Below are 18,711 nucleotides of genomic sequence, written 5' to 3'. Positions count from 1 at the left end.
GCAGTGAAAATGGCACGACCCATCCGGTACGGCGCGCTGACGGCGGCGAGCGTGCTCGCGCTCACCGCCTGCGCGACCGAACAGCCGTCCCCGCAGGCACAGGCCGGAACCCCGGCGGTGGCCGTCGTGGCCGAACCCGTCGCCGTCACCTACGACGGCGGGATCCTGCTGCTCGACGGGAAGACCCTGAAGGTGGCCAAAGACCTTCCGCTCAGCGGTTTCAACCGGCTCAACCCCGCCGGGAACGACCGGCATCTGCTGGTCTCGACGTCCACCGGGTTCCGCGTGCTCGACGCCGTCGGCGCCGTGCTGACCGATACCGAGGTGAAGGCGCCCAAACCGGGACACGTCGTCCGCCACGCCGGCAAGACGGTGCTCTTCGCGGACGGCACCGGCGAGGTGACGGTGTTCGATCCGAAGACGCTCGGGGGCGCGGCCCTGCCCGCGCCGAAGCACAAGACGCCGGAAGCGCATCACGGGGTGGCCGTCGAACTCGCGGGCGGCGAACTGGTCACCACCATCGGGAACGAGGACGAGCGGCCCGGGATCGTGGTGCTGGACAAGGAGAAGAAGGAGATCGCGCGCAACGACCAATGCCCCGGCGTGCACGGTGAAGCCGCCGCGCGCGGCGAAGCGGTGGTGATCGGCTGCGAGACCGGCGTCCTGATCTACCGCGATGGCGCCATCACCAAGGTCCCCAGCCCGGACCCCTACGGCCGGATCGGCAACCAGGCCGGGTCGGACCTCTCGCCGATCACCTTGGGCGACTACAAGGTCGACAAGGCGGCGGAACTCGAGCGGCCGACCAGGGTGTCGCTGATCGACACCGAGAAGGCCACGCTCAAGCACGTCGAACTCGGGGTCAGCTACACCTTCCGGTCGCTGGCCCGCGGACCGCAGGGGGAGGGGCTGGTGCTCGGTACCGACGGGCAGATCCACGTCATCGACCCGGTGTCCGGTGCGGTGACCCGGAAGATCGCGGTGCTCGGCTCCTGGCAGGAACCGCTCGAATGGCAGAGCCCGCGTCCGGCGATCTTCGTCCGGGGCGGGACCGCCTATGTCACCGATCCGGGCAAGAAGGAGATCCACGCGGTCGACCTCGCCGCCGGTACGAAGACGACGACCGGCTCGCTGCCCGGTACACCGAACGAGGTCAGCGGAGTACTCGCGCACTAGGCGAGCCGCAAGGACGTCTCGTGAGTGGTAATGACGGTTCTAACCCTCATTACCACTCACGAGGCTGGGGCTGTCGCGATCAGGGGTAGTACGTGGTGCCGTTCGCGTGGATCGCGTTGCCGTCCCGCTTGGAGATCATGAAATAGTAGGTCCCGGCCGGCAGGTTGTTCCAGGTGTATTCCCGGGCCGAGTCGCACTGGTAACCGACGTTGCCGTAGCTCTTGTCGAAGAATTCGTCTTTCCACAGTTCGATCGCGTAGGACGTCAGTCCCGGATCGGTGGAGCAGTTGGCGTAACTGGTGATTTTCGTGCTCCCGCCGTTCTGGTCCCAGAGCCGGGACTTCAGGAGCAGCTTGAAATCCGCCTGCCAGTCGAAACTGCCCGCGAAGCTCGTGGCAGCCGACGCGGCAGGCGTCGCGGTCAAGGCCAGGCCCGTGGCCATGGTCGCGGCGATACCGATCCGGAGCGCTTTCCTGGTCGCAATGGACATCTCGAGTATTCCTTTCTCGACGGGAATATCGCCATGAGACCAGCCCGGTACCGAATCGTGAACGCACCAACGTGCAGCCGAATGATCAGCCTTTCGCCGACGTCACGTTCGTCAGTCGTCGAATCCCGCGCCGTCCGGCGTGATCGTGCCGGTCCGGGAGAACAGCAGGACGAAAGGACGCCGCGACCGCGTGGACCGCACCGGCCTGTCGAGCCGTCGCCGTCCCGCCGCGAAGGCGCCGACCAGCATCACGAACAACATCGCGGCCAGACGGCGATCACGTCCCTCGCCGTAGTGACGCGCGAAGCGGGAGCGCAGCCGGCGGATCTTCTCGGCGAGCACCGCCAGACCGGGCTCTCCCAGCGTCGCGACCGTCACCACTCCGTCGCGGTGATCGACGGCGACGTCGTGGTAGTCGTCGAGAAGCTGGAGCACGTCGCCCAGCTCGACGAGAAGGTCGAGTTCGTCCGCCGTCATCCCCGGCCGTAGCAGCGCGAACAGCGCGGTGACCCCGAGACCGCCTTTGCCGCGGGTGATCCGCTCGACCTCGGCGAGCGGCAGCCGCGGATCCCGCTGGCGCCGCGACTGCCGTTCGTAGTCGTGCAGGTCCCGCATCACGGTGAAGATGGTGTCCTCGGCGGGCCGGTCCATCCGGGTCTCCATCGCGTGATAAAGGGCGAGGAGCAGCGATTCCACCCCGGACATCGGCTCGAAGGCCTCGCCTCGGAACAGCTCGGCGAGCCTGTCGTCGAGGTCGGGCCGGTCGAAGTTGTCGACCAGGTCGTCGTAGACGCGGGTGAACGAACTGCCGAGCGCCGCGAGCGCGGGGTCGAACGGTACCCCCGCCATCTCCGCGTAGCCGCGCATCGCCAGCCCGACCTTGATGGTCGTCGCCAGGAAGGCGTCGTGGGCGTCCCGTGACAACGCCGGGGTGGTCCCGACCGATTGGTCGACGAGTGGCGCGACGACCTCGTCGAACGCGCCCATGATCTCCCGCGCGTCACGGACCACGTACCGCACCACACCGGGCAGGCCCGCGGCCATCGGCACGCAGCGCATCACCCCGAGCGCATCGCGGAGCACCCCACCCATGTCGAGCAGGCTAACAGTACGGAGGCCTTGTCAGAGCCGTGAGCACGGCGGAGGCTGGAGCCGACCGCGTCCGCGAAGAGAGGCGGAGTACCGGTGAAAACGGATGACCTTCCCAGGATCGAGCCCGCCGACAGCCTGCGACCCGACCTGCGCGTTCCCCTCCTCGCGACCGCCAGGATCGAGGCCACGCTGGCCCGGCTGAGTGAACCGCGGTTCGCCGACGCCCATCGCCGGACCCTCCGCGCCCTGGCGGGGGCCGCCGCGCTGACGGCCGCACAGTTCGCCGTCGTCCCCTCACTGCGGCCGTGGTTGCTGGGCGCCGCCGCCCTGCTCCTGCTGGACCTGGTCTGCCGTCTCCTCGCGCTGAACTCCTTGCGGCGCCGCCAGCGCGCCTTCGAGCCCCGGTGGCTGGAGGCGCAGTCGGCCGTCTTGCGCACGGCCTCGTTCGAAGTCGTCCGGTTCGAGGTGTCGACGCCGTTCGAGCGACGTCCTCGCGGCCGTGCCCAGTCCTACGACCTCACCCGCCCCGCGGAGGTCGAGATGCTGATCGAGCGGCAGCGCGACGACCGTGCCCGAGGCCGGTCCTCGCAGGTGAAGCTCGAATTCTCCTACCTTCTCGGGCCGGCGCGACGTGCGGCGATCGAGGTGGTCCACCTGGATCTGGACGACGTCACGATCGTCCGCGCGGAGGGTGCGCGCCGGGCACGTGTCCGGTTCCCGGAGGCGCGCTATCACGCGCAGCCGTCGCTGCACCGGACAGGCTGGCGGCAACCGAGCGAGACGACGTTCTGGGTGCTCGGCCCGGCCACGGTCCACGCCGCCGCCGGGTAACGAGGACGACTTCAGCCGCCGGACAGCCGGTCTTGAAGCAGTCCGTGACGGAACTGGTAGTGCGGCCCGGTCAGCCGCAGCACCCCGAGCTTGTGCGCGTCGTCGAGGAACCGCATCAGCCGCAGCGGCGTGGCGCCGATGACGAAGAGCCAGATCCGCGCGGTGACGAAATGCCCCCAGGCGCTGCTGGCCAGCACCATCATCCCCAGCCCGCCGCCACCGAGCACCATGCCCACGAAACCGCCGAAAAGGCTTTGCTGCACCGGGTTCATCCGGAAGGCGAGCTGTGCGGCGAGTTCCGGCACCGCGATACTCCCGGCGACACCGACCACCAGACCGGCGAAACCGCCGACGGCCACGCCGTAGCCGACGGCCGCCCGGTCGCTGCGCAGGACGCCGAGCGGGGTGACCGCGGACTTCGGCTCCGTCGGACGGGTGAACCGCCGGACCATGGCGAAGGTGAGGCCGAAGATCAGGCCGCTGATCAGGCCGTGCACCGGGGTGGCGAGGGTTCCCGCGATCAGGCCGCCCGCGGCCGCGCCGGTCACGCCGAAACCGAGGTCCTGCAGCAACGAACGACGTCCGGCCGCGTTCCACCGCGGTGCCCTCGGGACGAACCGCATCGGTGGTTCCGGCCGGATCACGCCGAGCGCGAATCCGCCGAGCAAGCCGATCGAAAGCCCGAAGACGAGCCCGAACACCGGGCGCCCGAACAGGCTGAACACCGACCAGCCCAGCAACCCGCAGCCGGCGGCGCCCAGGATGACCGGGGTCAGGACGAACACGGTCATCGGCACCAGCCGGTACAGCTGCCACCAGCTCAGGTCCGTCGTGCCCCGGTCGCCTTCCTTCCTGCCGGAGCTGAGGTGCCGCGCGAGGAAGGTCAACGTCCGCTCGGCCTGGCGCGGGCCCCAATGCCCGGAGGGCCGGGCCGGGTTGTGCACCAGCGGCCTGGACCTTCGCGCGAACACGGTCGGCACGAAGCTGTCGAGCAGATGGTGTTCGAGCTGGTCGGCGGTGCCGAACCGGTGCTGATCGAGCAGGTCCGCCGGGGACCGGTCCGGCCCTTCGTAGGTCGTGCGCGCGAGAAAGAGCATCAACGGTTTCGCCAGGGTGGTGGCCACCAGTCCGTCCGGTCTGCGCTCGATCTCGTCGAGCACCGGCAGCCAGCGGTCGATGTCGGTGCTGAACACCTCACGGAGGTAGGTGCCCATCGCGGCGTCGTCGATCGGCAGCAGCCGTACCACGGTCTTGCCGCTGACCGTGCGTTTCCCGGCCGCGTCGGCGAATTCGGCGGTCCGGCTGGTGAGGACGAACGGTGAGACGAACACCGGGCTTTCACGGACGGTCCGCATCACCGCGCTGCGGGCTTCCTCGGACAGTTCGTCGAAGCCGTCGAGGATCGGCAGCAGCCGTTCGCCGGTCAGCAGGTCCTGTGCCGCGGTGGCACCCCAGCGCGCCTCGTCGTTCAGGAACGGGTAGTCCTCGTTCAGCCTGCCGAGCAGCCACCGCTCGAAGTTCTCCGCCGGATTCCACGACGCGAGCTGGAACAGCACCGGGATCCGCTGCTGCGCCTCCTTTTTCGCCAGCTCCAGGGTGAGCAGGACGCACAGCCCGGTCTTGCCCGATCCGGCGTCGCCCACCACGATCATCGGCCACGGCCGTGCCTCGTACGCTTCAAGGAGCATTTCGAGGGAACCGTTGTCCGGCAACAGGTTCTCGGCCCCGGCGCGGGGCGCGGGCCTCGACACGACCTCCCACCGGACGGCCATCCGGTCTTCTTCGGCGAACTGGTGCCGTCGTCCCGCCTCCTCGGTCCACTGCTTGCGCACCGTTTCCCGGAGGACGAGAGCCGCGTCGTCGATCTGGCTGGGCGTACTCGCCTCACCGGACCACAGCCACCAGCGCCGGACGGCCGGGGCGAAGGGCGCCGCCGTCACCAACGCCAGGACGACGCCCGAGACCGCGGTGACCGGTCCCGCGCCGTAGCGGATGATCACCCAGACCATCACCGACGCGAGCAGGAACCAGATGACCGCGGGCCCGAGAATCCTGCGTTGCATAGCGGTCATTCAACCCGGCGGCGGCGTCGCGTTCAATGCGGCTGAAGGGCCCTTTCCCCTCATCTCACGCGGCGAAGGGCGCTTTCCCCGCATGCGATGAGGGGAAAGCGTCCTTCAGCTTCACCACTCGATCGGGACGGTGACCGGGCCCTGGAGGGTGAGGAACATCCGCCGCCACGCGAGTTCGCCGAAGGGGACGGCCAGTCGCAGGCGCGGCGCGGCGGCCAGCAACGCGGTGAGACCGGTCTGGAGTTCCAGCCTGGCCAGGGCCGCGCCAAGGCAGTGATGGGGCCCGTGCCCGAAGGTGAGATGACCCGGCGCGCGAGTGAGATCCACCGATTCGGGCGCGGGAAACCGCCGGGGGTCGTGGTTGCCCGCTCGCAGCGGCGAGAGGACGAACTCTCCGGCGCGGATCGGCGTTCCCCCGATTTCGGCGTCCTCGGCCGCCACCCGTCCTTGATCGGCGGCGGAACCCTGGTCCTGGCGCAGCAATTCCTCGACCAGCGCGGGGATCGCGGCGGGGTCGCGGGGGAGTTCCGGTGCGACGGCGAGCCGTAGTACGGCCTGGGCCAGTGCGTTCGCGGAGGGGACGTAGCCGGCGATCATGATCGCGAAGGCGAGATGGGTGACCTCGTCCGGGCGCAGGGCGTCACCGGAGTCGTCCCGAGCCTCGATGAGCCCGGTCAGCAGGTCGTCACCGGGCGATTTCCGCTTCGACTCGACCAGTTCCGCGAGGTATCCGCCCAGATTCCGCGCCGCGTCGGCCATTTCCGCGTAATCCGGGGCGGTGAACACCGCGACGATCCCGTCGGTCCAGGTCCGCAGATCGTCGCGAGCCGCCGCCGGGACGCCTAGAAGTTCGTCGATCACCGAGAGGGCGAACGGGATCGCGAACCCGGCCAGCACGTCGGACGGCGGGCCTTGCGCGATCAGCTTCGCGGCCAGTTCCGCCGCGAGGACCTCCACCCGCGGCCGGAGCGATTCGACCCGGCGAGGGGTGAGCGCCTTGGCCGCGATGCGGCGCAACCGCGCGTGTCCGGGGCCCGACATGGTGAAGAGCAGCTGCTCTCCGTCGGTGGCGGGAGTCCCGGGCATCCAGGGGCGGAACCGCGGATCGGCCAGCACCGCCCGGATGTCGGCGTGGCGGGTGACGAGCCAGGCGTCCTCCCCGGACGCCAGCCGCACGCGGCCGACGGGTTCCTCGTCCTGCCGCCGGGCGAATTCCGCCGGGCACCGCAAGGGGTCCGCCTCCGCGAACGGGTAATCACTCTCCCCTGTCATGATCTCCCCCTTCTCTTGGGTCGTTCGGTCGCTTTCTCGCTGAGTGAGTTCAGCGGCATCAAGACGGCGTCACCGCTCACGCCCAGCGCTCGGGCGGTCAGTACCCGGTACAGCTCCTCCGCCGCGAGCGTGAGGCGCGCCGCGCGGGCCGCGACCGCCTCCGCGTCCGGATCGAGTTCGGCGAGCGCCGCCGCGATGACCTGTTCGGCGTCCCGTTGCTGCCGTTGGGCCACCACCTCGACCAGGGCGTCGACCGGCGTGACCAGGGTCCGCCGCCGGTCCGCCGGATCCGGGCCCGTCACCACGGCACCTTCGTCGCGCATCTTCGCGACGGCGGCGGACACGTGGCTCTGCGCGAAACCGGTGCGCGCGGTCAGCTCACCGATCGACATGCCCGGACTTTCGACGAGCACCGAGATCAGTAGGTCGTAGATCTCCGGGGCCTCCGGATCCGTGTCGTCGCGCATGCCCTGGGAGGCCAGCTCCATCAGGTGCTTGCCGAGCAGGTACAGCTCACTGGCCTTCATATCGGAAACGATACATCGAAAGCGATGTAAATGGCGAGCGGCCGCGGGGTCACGGTGATGTTCGCCGGCGTGAGCTGGGATCGCTCCCAGGTCAGGGGTGCTGTCATCGATGTCGGCGATGTCCGTCCACAGTGGATGATCAGGCTCGTCGCGCGTGAGGGAGTGGTCATCGACCGTTGTCACGATGTGAACGAGACGTTAAGCTGACAACTCCGACGGAATGTTATCGCTAACAGTGTCAGCGAAACTTTCGTCACTCAGCGATTTTCTCCGCCCGATGGCGAAAGTTTCGGCCGCCACCGGCTTACTTTCCCTGCCCGCAGGAGGTTTCGTGAAAACCCGGACACGGCCAACTGTTACCTGTTCTCCTCCGACGACAACGGGCATCTGTACCGTTCGCGGACCACCATGGCGAACTTCCCCAACGGCTTCACCGACACCGTGATCGCGATGCAGGATTCGAACGCGCACAATCTGTTCGAGGCCGGCAACAGCTACAAGATCGCCGGGCAGAACCAGTACCTGATGCTGGTGGAGGCGATCGGATCCGAGGGCCGCCGGTACTTCCGTTCCTGGACGTCGTCGAGTATCAACGGCACGTTCAGGCCGCTGGCCGCCAGCGAAAGCAATCCCTTCGCCCGGGCCAACAATGTGACGTTCCCCGGCAGGCAGTGGACGAAGGACGTCAGTCACGGCGAGAGGCTGCCTGCCCTGGCGGCTCGATCTCCTCACCCAGACGAATTCCACCTGTTGAACGGGAGCCGACGATGAAAACACGCGCGAAAGTACTGGCCGTCGCGGCGGCCGTGGTCGTGGCGATCACCGGACTGCCGGGCGCCGGCCACGCCGAATCGAACGGGGGCGTGCGGATCATGCCACTGGGCGACTCGATCACCTACGGGACCGGCGACCCCGGCGGGTACCGGATCGGCCTCTGGAAACGGCTGGCGGCGGGCCGGTACACCAACGACTTCGTCGGCTCGCAGTTCAACGGGCCGGGCAGTCTTTGGGACCACGACCATGAAGGTCACCCCGGCTGGCGGATCGACCAGATCGACGCGAACATCACCGGCTGGCTGCGGACCTACCGGCCGCGTTCGGTGCTGCTGCACATCGGCACCAACGACGTGCTGCAGAACTACAACGTGGCGGGCGCGCCGGGCAGGCTGTCCGCGCTGATCGACCACATCACCGCGACGGCGCCCACCGCCGACGTGTTCGTCGCGCAGCTCATCCCGCTGGGATGGGGGAGTGGTGACGCCACCGTGCGGACGTTCAACAACGCGCTGCCCGGGATCGTGCGGGACAAGGTGAACGCGGGCAAGCGTGTGCACCTGGTGGACCAGCACAGCGCGGTGACCGCCGCGGACCTCCCCGACGGCGTCCATCCGAACGCCACGGGGTACGACAAGATGGCCGCCGTCTGGTACCGCGCCCTGTTGTCGGTTCCGGGAAGCATCGGGAACCCGCGCGTGGCGGTCGGTTAGGCGAGCCGGTGGGTCGTGAGTGGTAAGTGTCGTTCTAACGGCACTTACCACTCACGAGGTCCTGTACCGGCTGCGTGGGCTGAAGGGCCCTTTCCTCGCGTCAGATGCGGTGAAGGGCGCTTTCGTCGCATGGGATGCGGGGAAAGCGCCCTTCAGCCCCTCCATGGCGCGCCGGTCACAGCCGCTCCTGGCTGTAACGGTGAGGTAACACGGCAACCCGCGAGGCGCGACGGACGTGTATCCAGCATGACCGACGAACAGCTTCGCAAGCCGATGAACCGCAAACAGCGGCAAGCAGCACGGGAGTTCGGAACTCCCGGGGAGCGGACACCTGTCGCCAAGGAACGGACACCTGTCGATGTCGTTCTGATCATGATCGGTGGCGTGGCTGCGGTGGTCTTCACGTTGGCCGGAATCGGACGTCTTGTCCAGGGGACGGGAACGGGTGACTTCTGGGACGAGGGGCGCACGCTGATCATGTGTTTCGGTCTCGCCGGGATTGGCGCTGCGCTGGCATTCGATCGACTGAAGAAACGCAAACCGCGTGGGTGACAAGGTCGGTCCGGGGCGATCTGCCTGTTCCGCTCTGTCGATGAACACGGTTGCCGACACGGCGATCGCCGTGCTGTCAGCGCGATTCATGAGGAGTCGACCACCCCGGCCCACCGGTCACTCGCGGCGGCGTGTGGAGGCGCGCACGACGAGTTCCGGGGTGAAGATGACCTGCCGGTGCTCGTGAGCCGGTTCGGTGGTCTCCGCCATCAGGAGTTCCGCGGCGGTGCGGCCGAGCTGGTGGCGTGGCTGGCGTACCGAGGTGAGCGGGACCGCCGCCGCGGAGGCGAACTCGATGTCGTCGTAGCCGACGATCGCGAGGTCGCCGGGGACGCTCACGCGCAGGGTGGCGCAGGCCTGCAGGAGGCCGAGCGCGAGCAGGTCGTTGACGCAGAAGGCGGCGGTCGGGCGGATCGGCGCGGGCAGGCCCGCCAGGCGTTCGCCGGCGTTGCGGCCGTCGGCGACGGTCAGCGTCGGGCTGGTGATGTCGATCAGGTGATCCGGTCCCAGACCTGCCTCGGCAAGCGCGCGAAGGGCGCCTTCGCGGCGATCGCGCACTTGGCCGAGCGCGGTCTGGCCGCCGACGAACGCGATGCGGTCGTGGCCCTGTTCGATCAGGTGCCGCACCGCGATCTCGCCGCCGTAGACGTCGTCGACCGCGACAGAGCAGTGGGTGGCGGTGTCCCGCGTGCGGTCGACGATGACGACCGGGGTGCCGCGGCGCGCGATTTCGTCGAGCAGCGGTGAGTCCGGATCGGCCGGGGTGATCAGGATGCCTTGGACCCGTTGCTCTTCGAGCCGGTCGAGGTAGGCCTTCTCGCGGCCGGGAAGATTGGCGCTGTTGCAGAGGAACAGCGAGAGGTCGTCCGCGCCGGCGGCCTCCTCCATCCCGGCGGCGACGTCGGTGAAGAACGGGTTCCTGCCGTCGAGCATCACGTAGGCGAGGACGCGGCTGCGGCCGGCTCTCAGCTGGCGCGCCGATTCGTTGCGCACGAAGCGGAGTTCGGCCATGACGGCTTCGACCTTCGCGCGGGTACCGGGGCTGACCCGGTCGGGCCGGTTGAGCACGTTCGAGACCGTGCCGAGGGAGACACCGGCGGCGGCCGCGACATCCTTGATGCCCGCCGCCCGGGTCTCGAGTCGGGCTTCCTTCGAGCCTCGGTCGGTCATCGGCACCTCTCTGTTGAAACGTAACACTATGCAGCGGTCAAGCGGTCCTGGCTAGTCGTTGACTTGACCTTTCAGGCCATAGTAGCTTCACCGCTCCAGGCTTGTGAAACCTTTCAATCCGGAGGTCGCGATGGGGCGGCAGGATCGGTCGGCCGACGAGCCGGGTCGCGTGCCCCTGCTGGAGGTCCGCGACGTGACGAAGTCGTTCGGCGCGGTCGCGGCGGTCGCCGGGGTGTCGTTCCCCCTGTACGCGGGGGAGACGCACGCCCTGGTCGGGGAGAACGGCGCGGGCAAGTCGACCATCGTCAAGATGCTGGCCGGGGTCCACCGGCCCGACTCCGGAACGCTGGTGCTGGACGGCGAACCGGTCGCCTTCGCCTCGCCCGCCGACGCGAAGGCCGCCGGTATCGCGGTCATCTACCAGGAGCCGACCCTGTTCCCGGATCTGTCGGTGGCGGAGAACATCGTGATGGGCCGCCATCCGCGCCGCGCCTTCGGCAGGATCGCCCACGCCGCCGTCCAAGCCGAGGCGCGGCGGCTGTTCGCCCGGCTCGGGGTGCGGATCGACCCGGCCCGGCCGGCGCGCGGGCTGTCGATCGCCGATCAGCAGATCGTCGAGATCGCGAAGGCGCTGAGCGCCGACGCGCGGGTGCTGGTCATGGACGAGCCGACGGCGGCGTTGAGCCTGGTCGAGGTCGAGCGCCTGTTCTCGGTGGTACGGACGCTGCGCGACGAGGGCGCGGCGATCATGTTCATCTCGCATCGGTTCGAGGAGATCACCGAACTGTGCGGTCGCGTGACGATCCTGCGCGACGGCAGGCAGGTGTCGACCGATCCGGCCGGGGACCTGACGGTCGACGACATGGTGCGCCGCATGGTCGGCCGCGACCTCGACGCGTTGTTCCCCAAACAGGACGTCGAACCGGGCGCGGTCGTCCTGGAGGTCGAGAACCTGTCCCGCGCCGGTGTCTTCCGGGACATCTCCTTCTCGGTCCGCGCCGGGGAGATCGTCGCCTTCGCCGGGCTGGTCGGCTCGGGCCGGTCCGAGGTCGTGCAGGCGGTGTTCGGGGTGGACGAACGCGACACGGGCTCGGTTCGCTTGAACGGCAAGCGGATCCGGCCGCGTTCGCCCCGCGCGGCGATGGCCGCGGGGATGGCGCTCGTGCCCGAGGACAGGCGGCAGCAGGGCCTGGTGATGGACCTGTCGATCGAGCGGAACGTGACACTGCCGCGTTCGCGGGCGCTGGCGCGGCTCGGCTTGCTCAGCGGCGCGGGGGAACGGCGGGAGGCGCGGCACTGGACGGAGCGGCTACGCACTCGGTACCGCCGTCTGACCGACGCCGTCGGAACGCTGTCCGGCGGTAATCAGCAGAAGGTCGTGCTGGCCAAATGGCTCGCGACGGCGCCGAGGGTGCTGATCGTGGACGAGCCGACCCGGGGGATCGACGTCGGCACGAAGGCGGAGGTCCACCGGCTGATGTCGGAACTGGCCGCCGAGGGGGTCGCCGTGGTGATGGTGTCCTCGGAACTGCCCGAGGTGCTGGGCATGGCCGACAGGGTGCTGGTCATGCGCGAAGGCCGGATGGTGGCGGAACTTCCGCGCGCCGAGGCCACCGAGGACTCGGTGATGTTCGCCGCGATGGGACAGGGAGCCGCCGCGTGAGCGCGACCGAAGTGGCGGCACCCCGGCCTCCGGAGCGTTCGGTGCTCGGCACGGTGTTCAAAGCCCGCGAGTCGGGAATCGCCCTGGCCCTCGTGGCACTGGTGGCGTTCACCGCCACGCAGAACTCCCGGTTCCTTTCCGGGCAGAGCATCCGCGACATCCTGCTCGGCACGGCCATCCTCGCGGTACTGGCCGTCGGCCAGTCGATCGTGATGATCACCCGCAACATCGACCTGTCCGTGGGTTCGGTGCTGGGCCTGTCGGCGTTCGCGGTCGGCTCGCTGATGCGGGACAACCCCGGTCTGCCGGTGATCGTGGCGGTACTGGCCGGCCTGGCCCTCGGCGCCGTCTGCGGCCTGATCAACGGCACCCTCGTCCGGTTCGGCCAGGTGCCGGCACTGGTGGTCACCCTCGGCACGCTGTACGCCTTCCGCGGGGTCTGTTACCTGTGGGCGGGCGGGCAGCAGATCAACGCCGACAAGCTGCCGCCCTCGTTCCTCGGCTTCGGGACCGCGACGCTGCTGGGCGTGCCGTGGCTGGTGCTGATCGCGGTGGCCGTCCTGGTCTCCGCCGCCGTTCTCCTGCGCGACTACCGTGCCGGGCGCGAGCTGTACGCGATGGGTTCGAACCCGGAGGCCGCGAAGCTCGCCGGGATCAAGGTAGGCCGCAACACCAGCGCCGCCTTCGTAGCCAGTGGTGCGCTCGCGGGCCTGGCCGGGGTCCTGTTCGCGGCGCGCTTCGGCACCGTCGACGCGGCCGCCGGATCCGGATACGAGCTCACCGTCGTCGCGACCGCCGTCGTCGGCGGGGTCGCGGTGTTCGGCGGCAGCGGTTCGGCGTGGGGCGCGGGTCTGGGCGCGCTCCTGCTGACCGTGATCGGCAGCGCGCTGGCGGTACTCGACATCGACCAGTTCTGGCAGCAGGCGATCGTCGGCGCGCTGATCCTGTTCGCCATCGGCGCCGACCGGCTGGTCGCGGTCCGGGTCGCGAAAGCCTTGAAGAAGAGGGACTCCCATGTCTGAGCGGGCACAGTCCGGTATTCCGTGGTTGTCCAGGCTGGCGAGCTGGGACGCCGCCGTGATCATGGTGACCGTCGTCGTGCTGCTGATCGCCTCCGGCACGGTCGAGAACTTCGGCACCGGCCGCAACTTCACGTTCCTGCTGCTGGACCTGCTGCCGATCGCGCTGGTGGCGTTGCCGATGACGTTCGTGATCGTCACCGGCGAGATCGACCTTTCGGTGGCCAGTACCTTGGGGCTGACCTCGGCCGTGATGGGTTCCTTGTGGGACAGCGGTTTGCCGATCGAGACGATCATGCCCCTGTGCGTCGGCCTCGGCGCGGTACTGGGCGCGCTGAACGGCGTTTTCGTCACCGTGTTCAAGCTGCCGTCGCTCGCGGTCACGATCGGCACGCTGGCGCTGTATCGCGGGCTGGCGTTCGTGGTGCTCGGCGACGGCGCGGTGGCGGATTTCCCGCGTGACTACACCGGCTGGGTCACCGGGACCCTCGGCGGCGGACCGATCCCGAACGTCCTGATCCCACTCGTCGTACTGGCCCTGATCTTCGGGGTGGTGCTGCACGCGACGCCGACCGGGCGCGGGGTGTTCGCGGCGGGCGCGAGCGAACAGGCCGCGCGGTTCGCCGGGATCCGCACCGGCAGGCTGAAGTTCTGGCTGTTCGTGGCCGGTGGGGCGATCGCGGGCCTGGCCGGGGTGCTGTGGACGCTGCGGTACTCCAGCGCGCGGGCCGACAACGGCCTCGGCCTCGAACTCGCCGTGGTGGCCGCCGTGCTGCTCGGCGGGGTGTCGATCTTCGGCGGCAAGGGCACGCTGCCGGGGGTGCTCGCCGGTGTCGTGCTGCTGGCGACCCTGCAGAACGCCCTTCGCCTGCAGGACGTGTCGAACGAAGCGCTCAACATCGTGACGGGTGTGCTGCTGATCGTCTCGGTGCTCCTGCCCAATCTGCTCTCGTCGGTCCGCGCCGGAATCCGGCGCGGACGGCGAACCGCATCTCCGCCCCAGAAAGGTTGACGACAATGACGCGTCCATTCCTCACCGGCGTCCTTTCGGCCTTCACCGCGGCCGGACTGGTGGTCGTGCTCGCCGCCTGCGGCGGTACCACCAAGAACGACACCGCCGGCCCGGGCCCCGACCGGTCCACCGCCACCGCGGATCCGGGCGCGGCCGCGAAGGAGGGGGTGAAGATGGCGTTCCTGCCCAAGCAGCTCAACAACCCCTACAGCGACATCGAGGTCGGCGGCGGCAAGCAGGCGCTGGAGGAACTCAAGGGGGAGTACAAACTGGTCGGCCCGAACGACGCGAGCGCGTCGTCCCAGGTCAGCTACATCAACACGCTCATCCAACAGCGGCAGGACGTCATCGGCATCGCCGCGAATGATCCGAACGCGGTGTGCCCGTCGCTCAACCAGGCACGCGGAGCCGGGATCAAGGTCGTGGCGTTCGATTCCGACGCGGCCAAGGACTGCCGTGACGTCTTCATCAACCAGGCCACCACCCAGGGCATCGGCGAGCAGCTGGTGAAGCAGGCGAAGGAGCTGTCCGGCGGGTCCGGCGAGATCGCGATCCTGTCGGCGACCCCCAACGCCACCAACCAGAACGCCTGGATCGAGGTCGCCAAGCAGACCTTGGCCAAACCCGAGTACGCGAACCTGAAACTGGTGAAGGTCGCCTACGGCAACGACGACGACCAGAAGTCGTTCCAGGAGGCGCAAGGCCTGCTGCAGTCGTTCCCGGACCTGAAGGTCATCGTCGCGCCGACGACCGTCGGCATCGCGGCCGCGGCCCGGTATGTGAGTTCGTCGAGCTACAAGGGCAAGGTCGCGGTCACCGGGCTGGGCACCCCGAACCAGATGCGCGCCTTCGTCAAGGACGGCACGGTCAAGCAGTTCGCGTTGTGGAACCCGGCCGACATCGGCTACCTGGCCGCGTACGCCGGTGTGGCGTTGAGTTCCGGGCAGATCACCGGCACCGAGGGGCAGAAGTTCAAGGCGGGCAAGCTCGGTGAGTACACCATCGGCGCGAACGGGGAGATCGTGCTCGGCCCGCCGACGACGTTCGACGCGGCGAACATCGACAAGTTCGACTTCTGACCGGGGTGTTCCACAGCGCCTGACCGGCGCTCGACGAGGAAAGACGTGATCGACTTGCCCGACCTCACCGCCGTGAAAGCCGCACTGCGGAAGCAGCGGATCGAGACACCGTCGTGGGCGTACGCCAATTCCGGCACCCGGTTCAAGGTGTTCCCCCAGGCAGGTGTGCCGCGCACGCCGGAAGAGAAGATCGCGGACGCGGCGACCGTGCACCGGTTCACCGGTGCCGCGCCGAGTGTCGCCCTGCACATCCCGTGGGACCGGGTCGACGACTTCGGCGCGCTCACCGGTTTCGCGAAAGACCTGGGCATCGAGATCGGGGCCATCAACACGAACGTCTTCCAGGACGAGGACTACAAACTCGGCTCGGTGACCAACCCGGACGCCGTCGTGCGCCGCAAGGCGACCGATCATCTGCTGGCGGCGGTGTCCATTATGGACTCCACCGGATCGCGCGACCTGAAGCTGTGGTTCTCCGACGGTATCAACTATCCCGGCCAGGACGACCTGCGCGACCGGCAGGACCGGATGGCGGCGGCGCTGCGGGAGACGTACGACCGGCTCGGTGACGGCCAGCGGCTGCTGCTGGAGTACAAACTCTTCGAGCCCGCGTTCTACGCCACCGACATCCCGGACTGGGGCACCTCCTACGCGCATTGCCTGGAACTGGGCGAGAAGGCGACGGTGTGCATCGACACCGGGCATCACGCGCCCGGGACGAACATCGAGTTCATCGTCGCGTTCCTGCTGCGCGCGGGCAAACTCGGCGCGTTCGACTTCAACTCCCGGTTCTACGCCGACGACGATCTGATGGCGGGGGCGGCGGATCCGTTCCAGTTGTTCCGGATCATGTACGAGATCGTCCGCGGTGACGCGCTGGATCCCGCGTACGGCATCAACTTCATGCTCGACCAGTGTCACAACATCGAGGCGAAGATCCCGGCGATCATCCGCTCGGTGATGAACGTCCAGGAGGCCACGGCGAAGGCACTGCTGGTGGACCGGGACGCGCTGCGGGCCGCGCAGCGTGACGGCGAGGTACTGGAGGCCAACGCGATCGTGATGGACGCCTACAACACCGACGTCCGGCCGTTGCTGGCCGAACTGCGCACCGAGGCCGGACTCGACCCCGACCCGATCGCGGCCTACCACCGCAGCGGATACCAGGAGAAGATCGTGGCCGAACGGGCCGACGGTACGCAGGCGGGGTGGGGAGCATGAGCGTACCCGCCGAACTCGTCGCCCGGAGCAACGCGCTCGGCGCCGATCCGCGCAACACGAACTACGCCGGCGGCAACACCTCGGCGAAAGAGCGAGTGCTCGACCCCGTCACCGCGAAGCCGACGGAACTGTTGTGGGTCAAGGGTTCCGGGGGTGACCTCGGCACGTTGACCGAGTCCGGGCTGGCCGTGCTGCGGCTGGACCGGCTGCGCGCGCTCGCCGACGTCTACCCGGGTGTCGAGCGTGAGGACGAGATGGTCGCCGCGTTCGACTACTGCCTGCACGGCAAGGGCGGGGCGGCGCCGTCGATCGACACCGCCATGCACGGGCTCGTCGGCGCCGCGCATGTCGACCATCTGCATCCGGACTCCGGCATCGCGCTGGCCACCGCGGCCGACGGCGAGGCACTCACCAAGGAATGCTTCGGCGACCGCGTGGCGTGGGTGGACTGGCGGCGGCCGGGATTCCAGCTGGGACTGGACATCGCCGCGGTGCACGCCGCGGATCCGCGGAAGATCGGCGTGATCCTCGGCGGGCACGGCATCACCGCGTGGGGCGCGACTTCCGAAGAGTGCCACCGGAATTCGCTGGAGATCATCCGCACGGCCGAGAAGTTCCTCGCCGAACGCGGGAACGCCGAGCCGTTCGGGGCGATCGTGCCGGGCTTCGAACCGCTGCCCGAGGCCGAGCGCCATACGCGGGCGGCGGCGCTCGCACCGGTGATCCGCGGGCTCGCCTCGACGGATCTGCGCCAGGTCGGGCACTACACCGACAGCGACGCGGTGCTCGACTTCCTGGCACGGGAGAAGCTCGCGCCGCTCGCGGCGCTGGGCACCTCCTGCCCGGACCACTTCCTGCGCACGAAGGTCCGGCCGCTCGTGCTCGACCTGCCCGCGACCGCTCCGCTCGACGACGTCGTCACGCGGCTGAAGGAACTCCACGAGGCCTACCGCGCGGACTACCGCGCCTACTACGAGCGGCACGCGTCCCAGGACAGCCCGCCCCTGCGCGGCGCCGATCCGGCGATCGTGCTCGTCCCCGGCGTCGGCATGTTCTCCTACGGCAAGGACAAGCAGACCGCGCGGGTCGCGGGGGAGTTCTACGTCAACGCGATCACCGTGATGCGCGGCGCCGAATCGGTGTCCTCCTACGCGCCGATCCCGGAGAGCGAGAAGTTCCGGATCGAGTACTGGGCACTGGAAGAGGCGAAGTTGCGGCGGATGCCGGAGCCGAAACCCCTCGCGGGGCGGATCGCGCTGGTGACGGGTGCCGGTTCGGGGATCGGCAAGGCCATCGCCGAGCGGCTCGCGGCCGAGGGCGCCTGCGTGTGCATCGCCGACCTCGACGCGGAGGCGGCGGCAAGGGTGGCCACGGGCATCGGCGGCACCGACCAGGCCGTCGCGGTGACCGCGGACGTCACCGACGCCGCCGCCGTCCAGTCCGCCGTGGACGCCACCGTGCTCGCCTTCGGCGGTATCGACCTCGTCGTCAACAACGCGGGCCTGTCGATCTCCAAACCGTTGCTGGAGACCACCGAACGGGACTGGGACCTGCAGCACGACGTCATGGCGAAGGGGTCCTTCCTGGTCTCACGGGCCGCCGCGCGGGCGATGGTCACGCAGGGGATCGGCGGTGACATCGTCTACATCTCGTCGAAGAACTCGGTGTTCGCCGGTCCGGACAACGTGGCCTACGGTGCGGCGAAGGCGGACCAGGCGCACCAGGTCCGTCTTCTCGCCGCCGAGCTGGGCGGGCACGGTATCCGCGTCAACGGCGTCAATCCGGACGGGGTCGTCCGTGGTTCGGGCATCTTCGCCGGTGGCTGGGGCGCGCAGCGGGCCGCGGTGTACGGCGTGCCGGAAGAGGATCTCGGCGCGTTCTACGCCCAGCGCACGATCCTCAAACGCGAGGTGCTGCCCGAGCACGTGGCCGCGGCGGTGTTCGCGCTCACCGGCGGCGACCTGACCCACACCACCGGGTTGCACGTGCCCGTCGACGCGGGTGTGGCGGCCGCGTTCCTTCGCTGAGACGGGAGAAGGCGGTGTCGG

At 69.1% G+C, this 18,711-nt stretch carries 17 protein-coding genes; 11 read left to right on the top strand and 6 right to left on the bottom strand.

Annotated elements, in window-relative coordinates; translation table 11 throughout:
• Positions 1-9: 9 nt before the first annotated feature.
• On the top strand, positions 10-1,176 hold the full coding sequence (gene aztD / locus L324_RS10890) for a zinc metallochaperone AztD (RefSeq protein WP_037306137.1): 1,167 nt from the start codon (positions 10-12) through the stop codon (positions 1,174-1,176).
• A gap of 79 nt (positions 1,177-1,255) precedes the next feature.
• Here aztD and L324_RS10885 read toward each other — a convergent pair whose 3' ends face one another.
• Both L324_RS10885 and L324_RS10880 read right to left on the bottom strand, forming a co-directional pair.
• Complete coding sequence (locus L324_RS10885; protein ID WP_037306136.1) at positions 1,256-1,666, bottom strand: hypothetical protein; 411 nt, start codon at positions 1,664-1,666, stop codon at positions 1,256-1,258.
• Between the two features lie 111 nt (positions 1,667-1,777).
• Positions 1,778-2,758 (bottom strand): class 1 isoprenoid biosynthesis enzyme, encoded by a 981-nt coding sequence (locus L324_RS10880; protein WP_037306134.1) that lies wholly within the window; start codon positions 2,756-2,758, stop codon positions 1,778-1,780.
• A 93-nt stretch (positions 2,759-2,851) separates the two neighbouring features.
• Here L324_RS10880 and L324_RS10875 point away from each other — a divergent pair, with 93 nt between their 5' ends.
• Positions 2,852-3,589 carry a hypothetical protein gene (locus tag L324_RS10875; protein ID WP_037306133.1) on the top strand — a complete coding sequence of 246 codons (738 nt, stop codon included), beginning with the start codon at positions 2,852-2,854 and terminating at the stop codon, positions 3,587-3,589.
• An 11-nt stretch (positions 3,590-3,600) separates the two neighbouring features.
• On the opposite strand, the gene L324_RS10870 is transcribed toward L324_RS10875, so the two are convergent.
• The 3 genes from L324_RS10870 to L324_RS10860 form a co-directional block, all read right to left on the bottom strand.
• Positions 3,601-5,652, bottom strand: coding sequence for an NACHT domain-containing protein (locus L324_RS10870; RefSeq protein ID WP_037306132.1), 2,052 nt, complete (start codon positions 5,650-5,652; stop codon positions 3,601-3,603).
• A 120-nt stretch (positions 5,653-5,772) separates the two neighbouring features.
• Positions 5,773-6,933 carry a cytochrome P450 gene (locus tag L324_RS10865; protein ID WP_037306131.1) on the bottom strand — a complete coding sequence of 387 codons (1,161 nt, stop codon included), beginning with the start codon at positions 6,931-6,933 and terminating at the stop codon, positions 5,773-5,775.
• Positions 6,930-7,460 (bottom strand): MarR family winged helix-turn-helix transcriptional regulator, encoded by a 531-nt coding sequence (locus tag L324_RS10860; protein WP_037306129.1) that lies wholly within the window; start codon positions 7,458-7,460, stop codon positions 6,930-6,932. Before L324_RS10860 ends, L324_RS10865 begins: the two co-directional genes overlap by 4 nt.
• A 225-nt stretch (positions 7,461-7,685) precedes the next feature.
• On the opposite strand from L324_RS10860, the gene L324_RS10855 reads away from it, so the two are divergent.
• The 3 genes from L324_RS10855 to L324_RS42260 all read left to right on the top strand — a co-directional run bounded on the left by L324_RS10855 (position 7,686) and on the right by L324_RS42260 (position 9,499).
• The gene (locus tag L324_RS10855) at positions 7,686-8,231 is read left to right on the top strand and encodes a non-reducing end alpha-L-arabinofuranosidase family hydrolase (protein ID WP_328286147.1); all 546 of its coding nucleotides are present in this window, start codon (positions 7,686-7,688) and stop codon (positions 8,229-8,231) included.
• A complete protein-coding gene (locus L324_RS10850) occupies positions 8,228-8,947 on the top strand; it encodes an SGNH/GDSL hydrolase family protein (protein WP_037306127.1) in 720 nt (239 codons plus the stop codon). Before L324_RS10855 ends, L324_RS10850 begins: the two co-directional genes overlap by 4 nt.
• A 246-nt stretch (positions 8,948-9,193) precedes the next feature.
• The gene (locus tag L324_RS42260) at positions 9,194-9,499 is read left to right on the top strand and encodes a hypothetical protein (RefSeq protein ID WP_152546794.1); all 306 of its coding nucleotides are present in this window, start codon (positions 9,194-9,196) and stop codon (positions 9,497-9,499) included.
• 117 nt (positions 9,500-9,616) lie between these two features.
• On the opposite strand, the gene L324_RS10840 is transcribed toward L324_RS42260, so the two are convergent.
• Positions 9,617-10,669, bottom strand: a complete 1,053-nt coding sequence (locus L324_RS10840; protein ID WP_081736293.1) for a LacI family DNA-binding transcriptional regulator — start codon at positions 10,667-10,669, stop codon at positions 9,617-9,619.
• A 130-nt stretch (positions 10,670-10,799) separates the two neighbouring features.
• Between L324_RS10840 and L324_RS10835 the strand changes: the two genes are divergently transcribed.
• Genes L324_RS10835 through L324_RS10810 form a run of 6 tightly spaced genes read left to right on the top strand, consistent with a single transcriptional unit; the run spans position 10,800 to position 18,690 of the window.
• Positions 10,800-12,332: a sugar ABC transporter ATP-binding protein gene (locus L324_RS10835; RefSeq protein WP_037306125.1), complete on the top strand. Its 1,533-nt coding sequence runs from the start codon at positions 10,800-10,802 to the stop codon at positions 12,330-12,332.
• Entirely contained in the window at positions 12,329-13,354 is a 1,026-nt protein-coding gene (locus L324_RS10830; RefSeq protein ID WP_037306124.1) for an ABC transporter permease, read from the top strand. Before L324_RS10835 ends, L324_RS10830 begins: the two co-directional genes overlap by 4 nt.
• Positions 13,347-14,363: an ABC transporter permease gene (locus L324_RS10825; protein WP_037306123.1), complete on the top strand. Its 1,017-nt coding sequence runs from the start codon at positions 13,347-13,349 to the stop codon at positions 14,361-14,363. Before L324_RS10830 ends, L324_RS10825 begins: the two co-directional genes overlap by 8 nt.
• A gap of 5 nt (positions 14,364-14,368) precedes the next feature.
• Positions 14,369-15,442, top strand: coding sequence for a rhamnose ABC transporter substrate-binding protein (rhaS, locus tag L324_RS10820; protein WP_051173846.1), 1,074 nt, complete (start codon positions 14,369-14,371; stop codon positions 15,440-15,442).
• A 45-nt stretch (positions 15,443-15,487) separates the two neighbouring features.
• Positions 15,488-16,663 carry an L-rhamnose isomerase gene (rhaI, locus tag L324_RS10815; RefSeq protein ID WP_037306121.1) on the top strand — a complete coding sequence of 392 codons (1,176 nt, stop codon included), beginning with the start codon at positions 15,488-15,490 and terminating at the stop codon, positions 16,661-16,663.
• On the top strand, positions 16,660-18,690 hold the full coding sequence (locus tag L324_RS10810; protein ID WP_037306120.1) for a bifunctional rhamnulose-1-phosphate aldolase/short-chain dehydrogenase: 2,031 nt from the start codon (positions 16,660-16,662) through the stop codon (positions 18,688-18,690). The genes rhaI and L324_RS10810 overlap by 4 nt, the downstream gene beginning before the upstream one ends.
• Positions 18,691-18,711 lie beyond the last annotated feature (21 nt).

Origin of the sequence: Amycolatopsis orientalis DSM 40040 = KCTC 9412 (assembly GCF_000478275.1) — a bacterium.
Taxonomy (GTDB): Bacteria; Actinomycetota; Actinomycetes; order Mycobacteriales; family Pseudonocardiaceae; genus Amycolatopsis; species Amycolatopsis orientalis.
The sequence above is the reverse complement of the archived record's forward strand: the minus strand, read 5'-3'. Positions and strand labels throughout refer to the sequence as shown.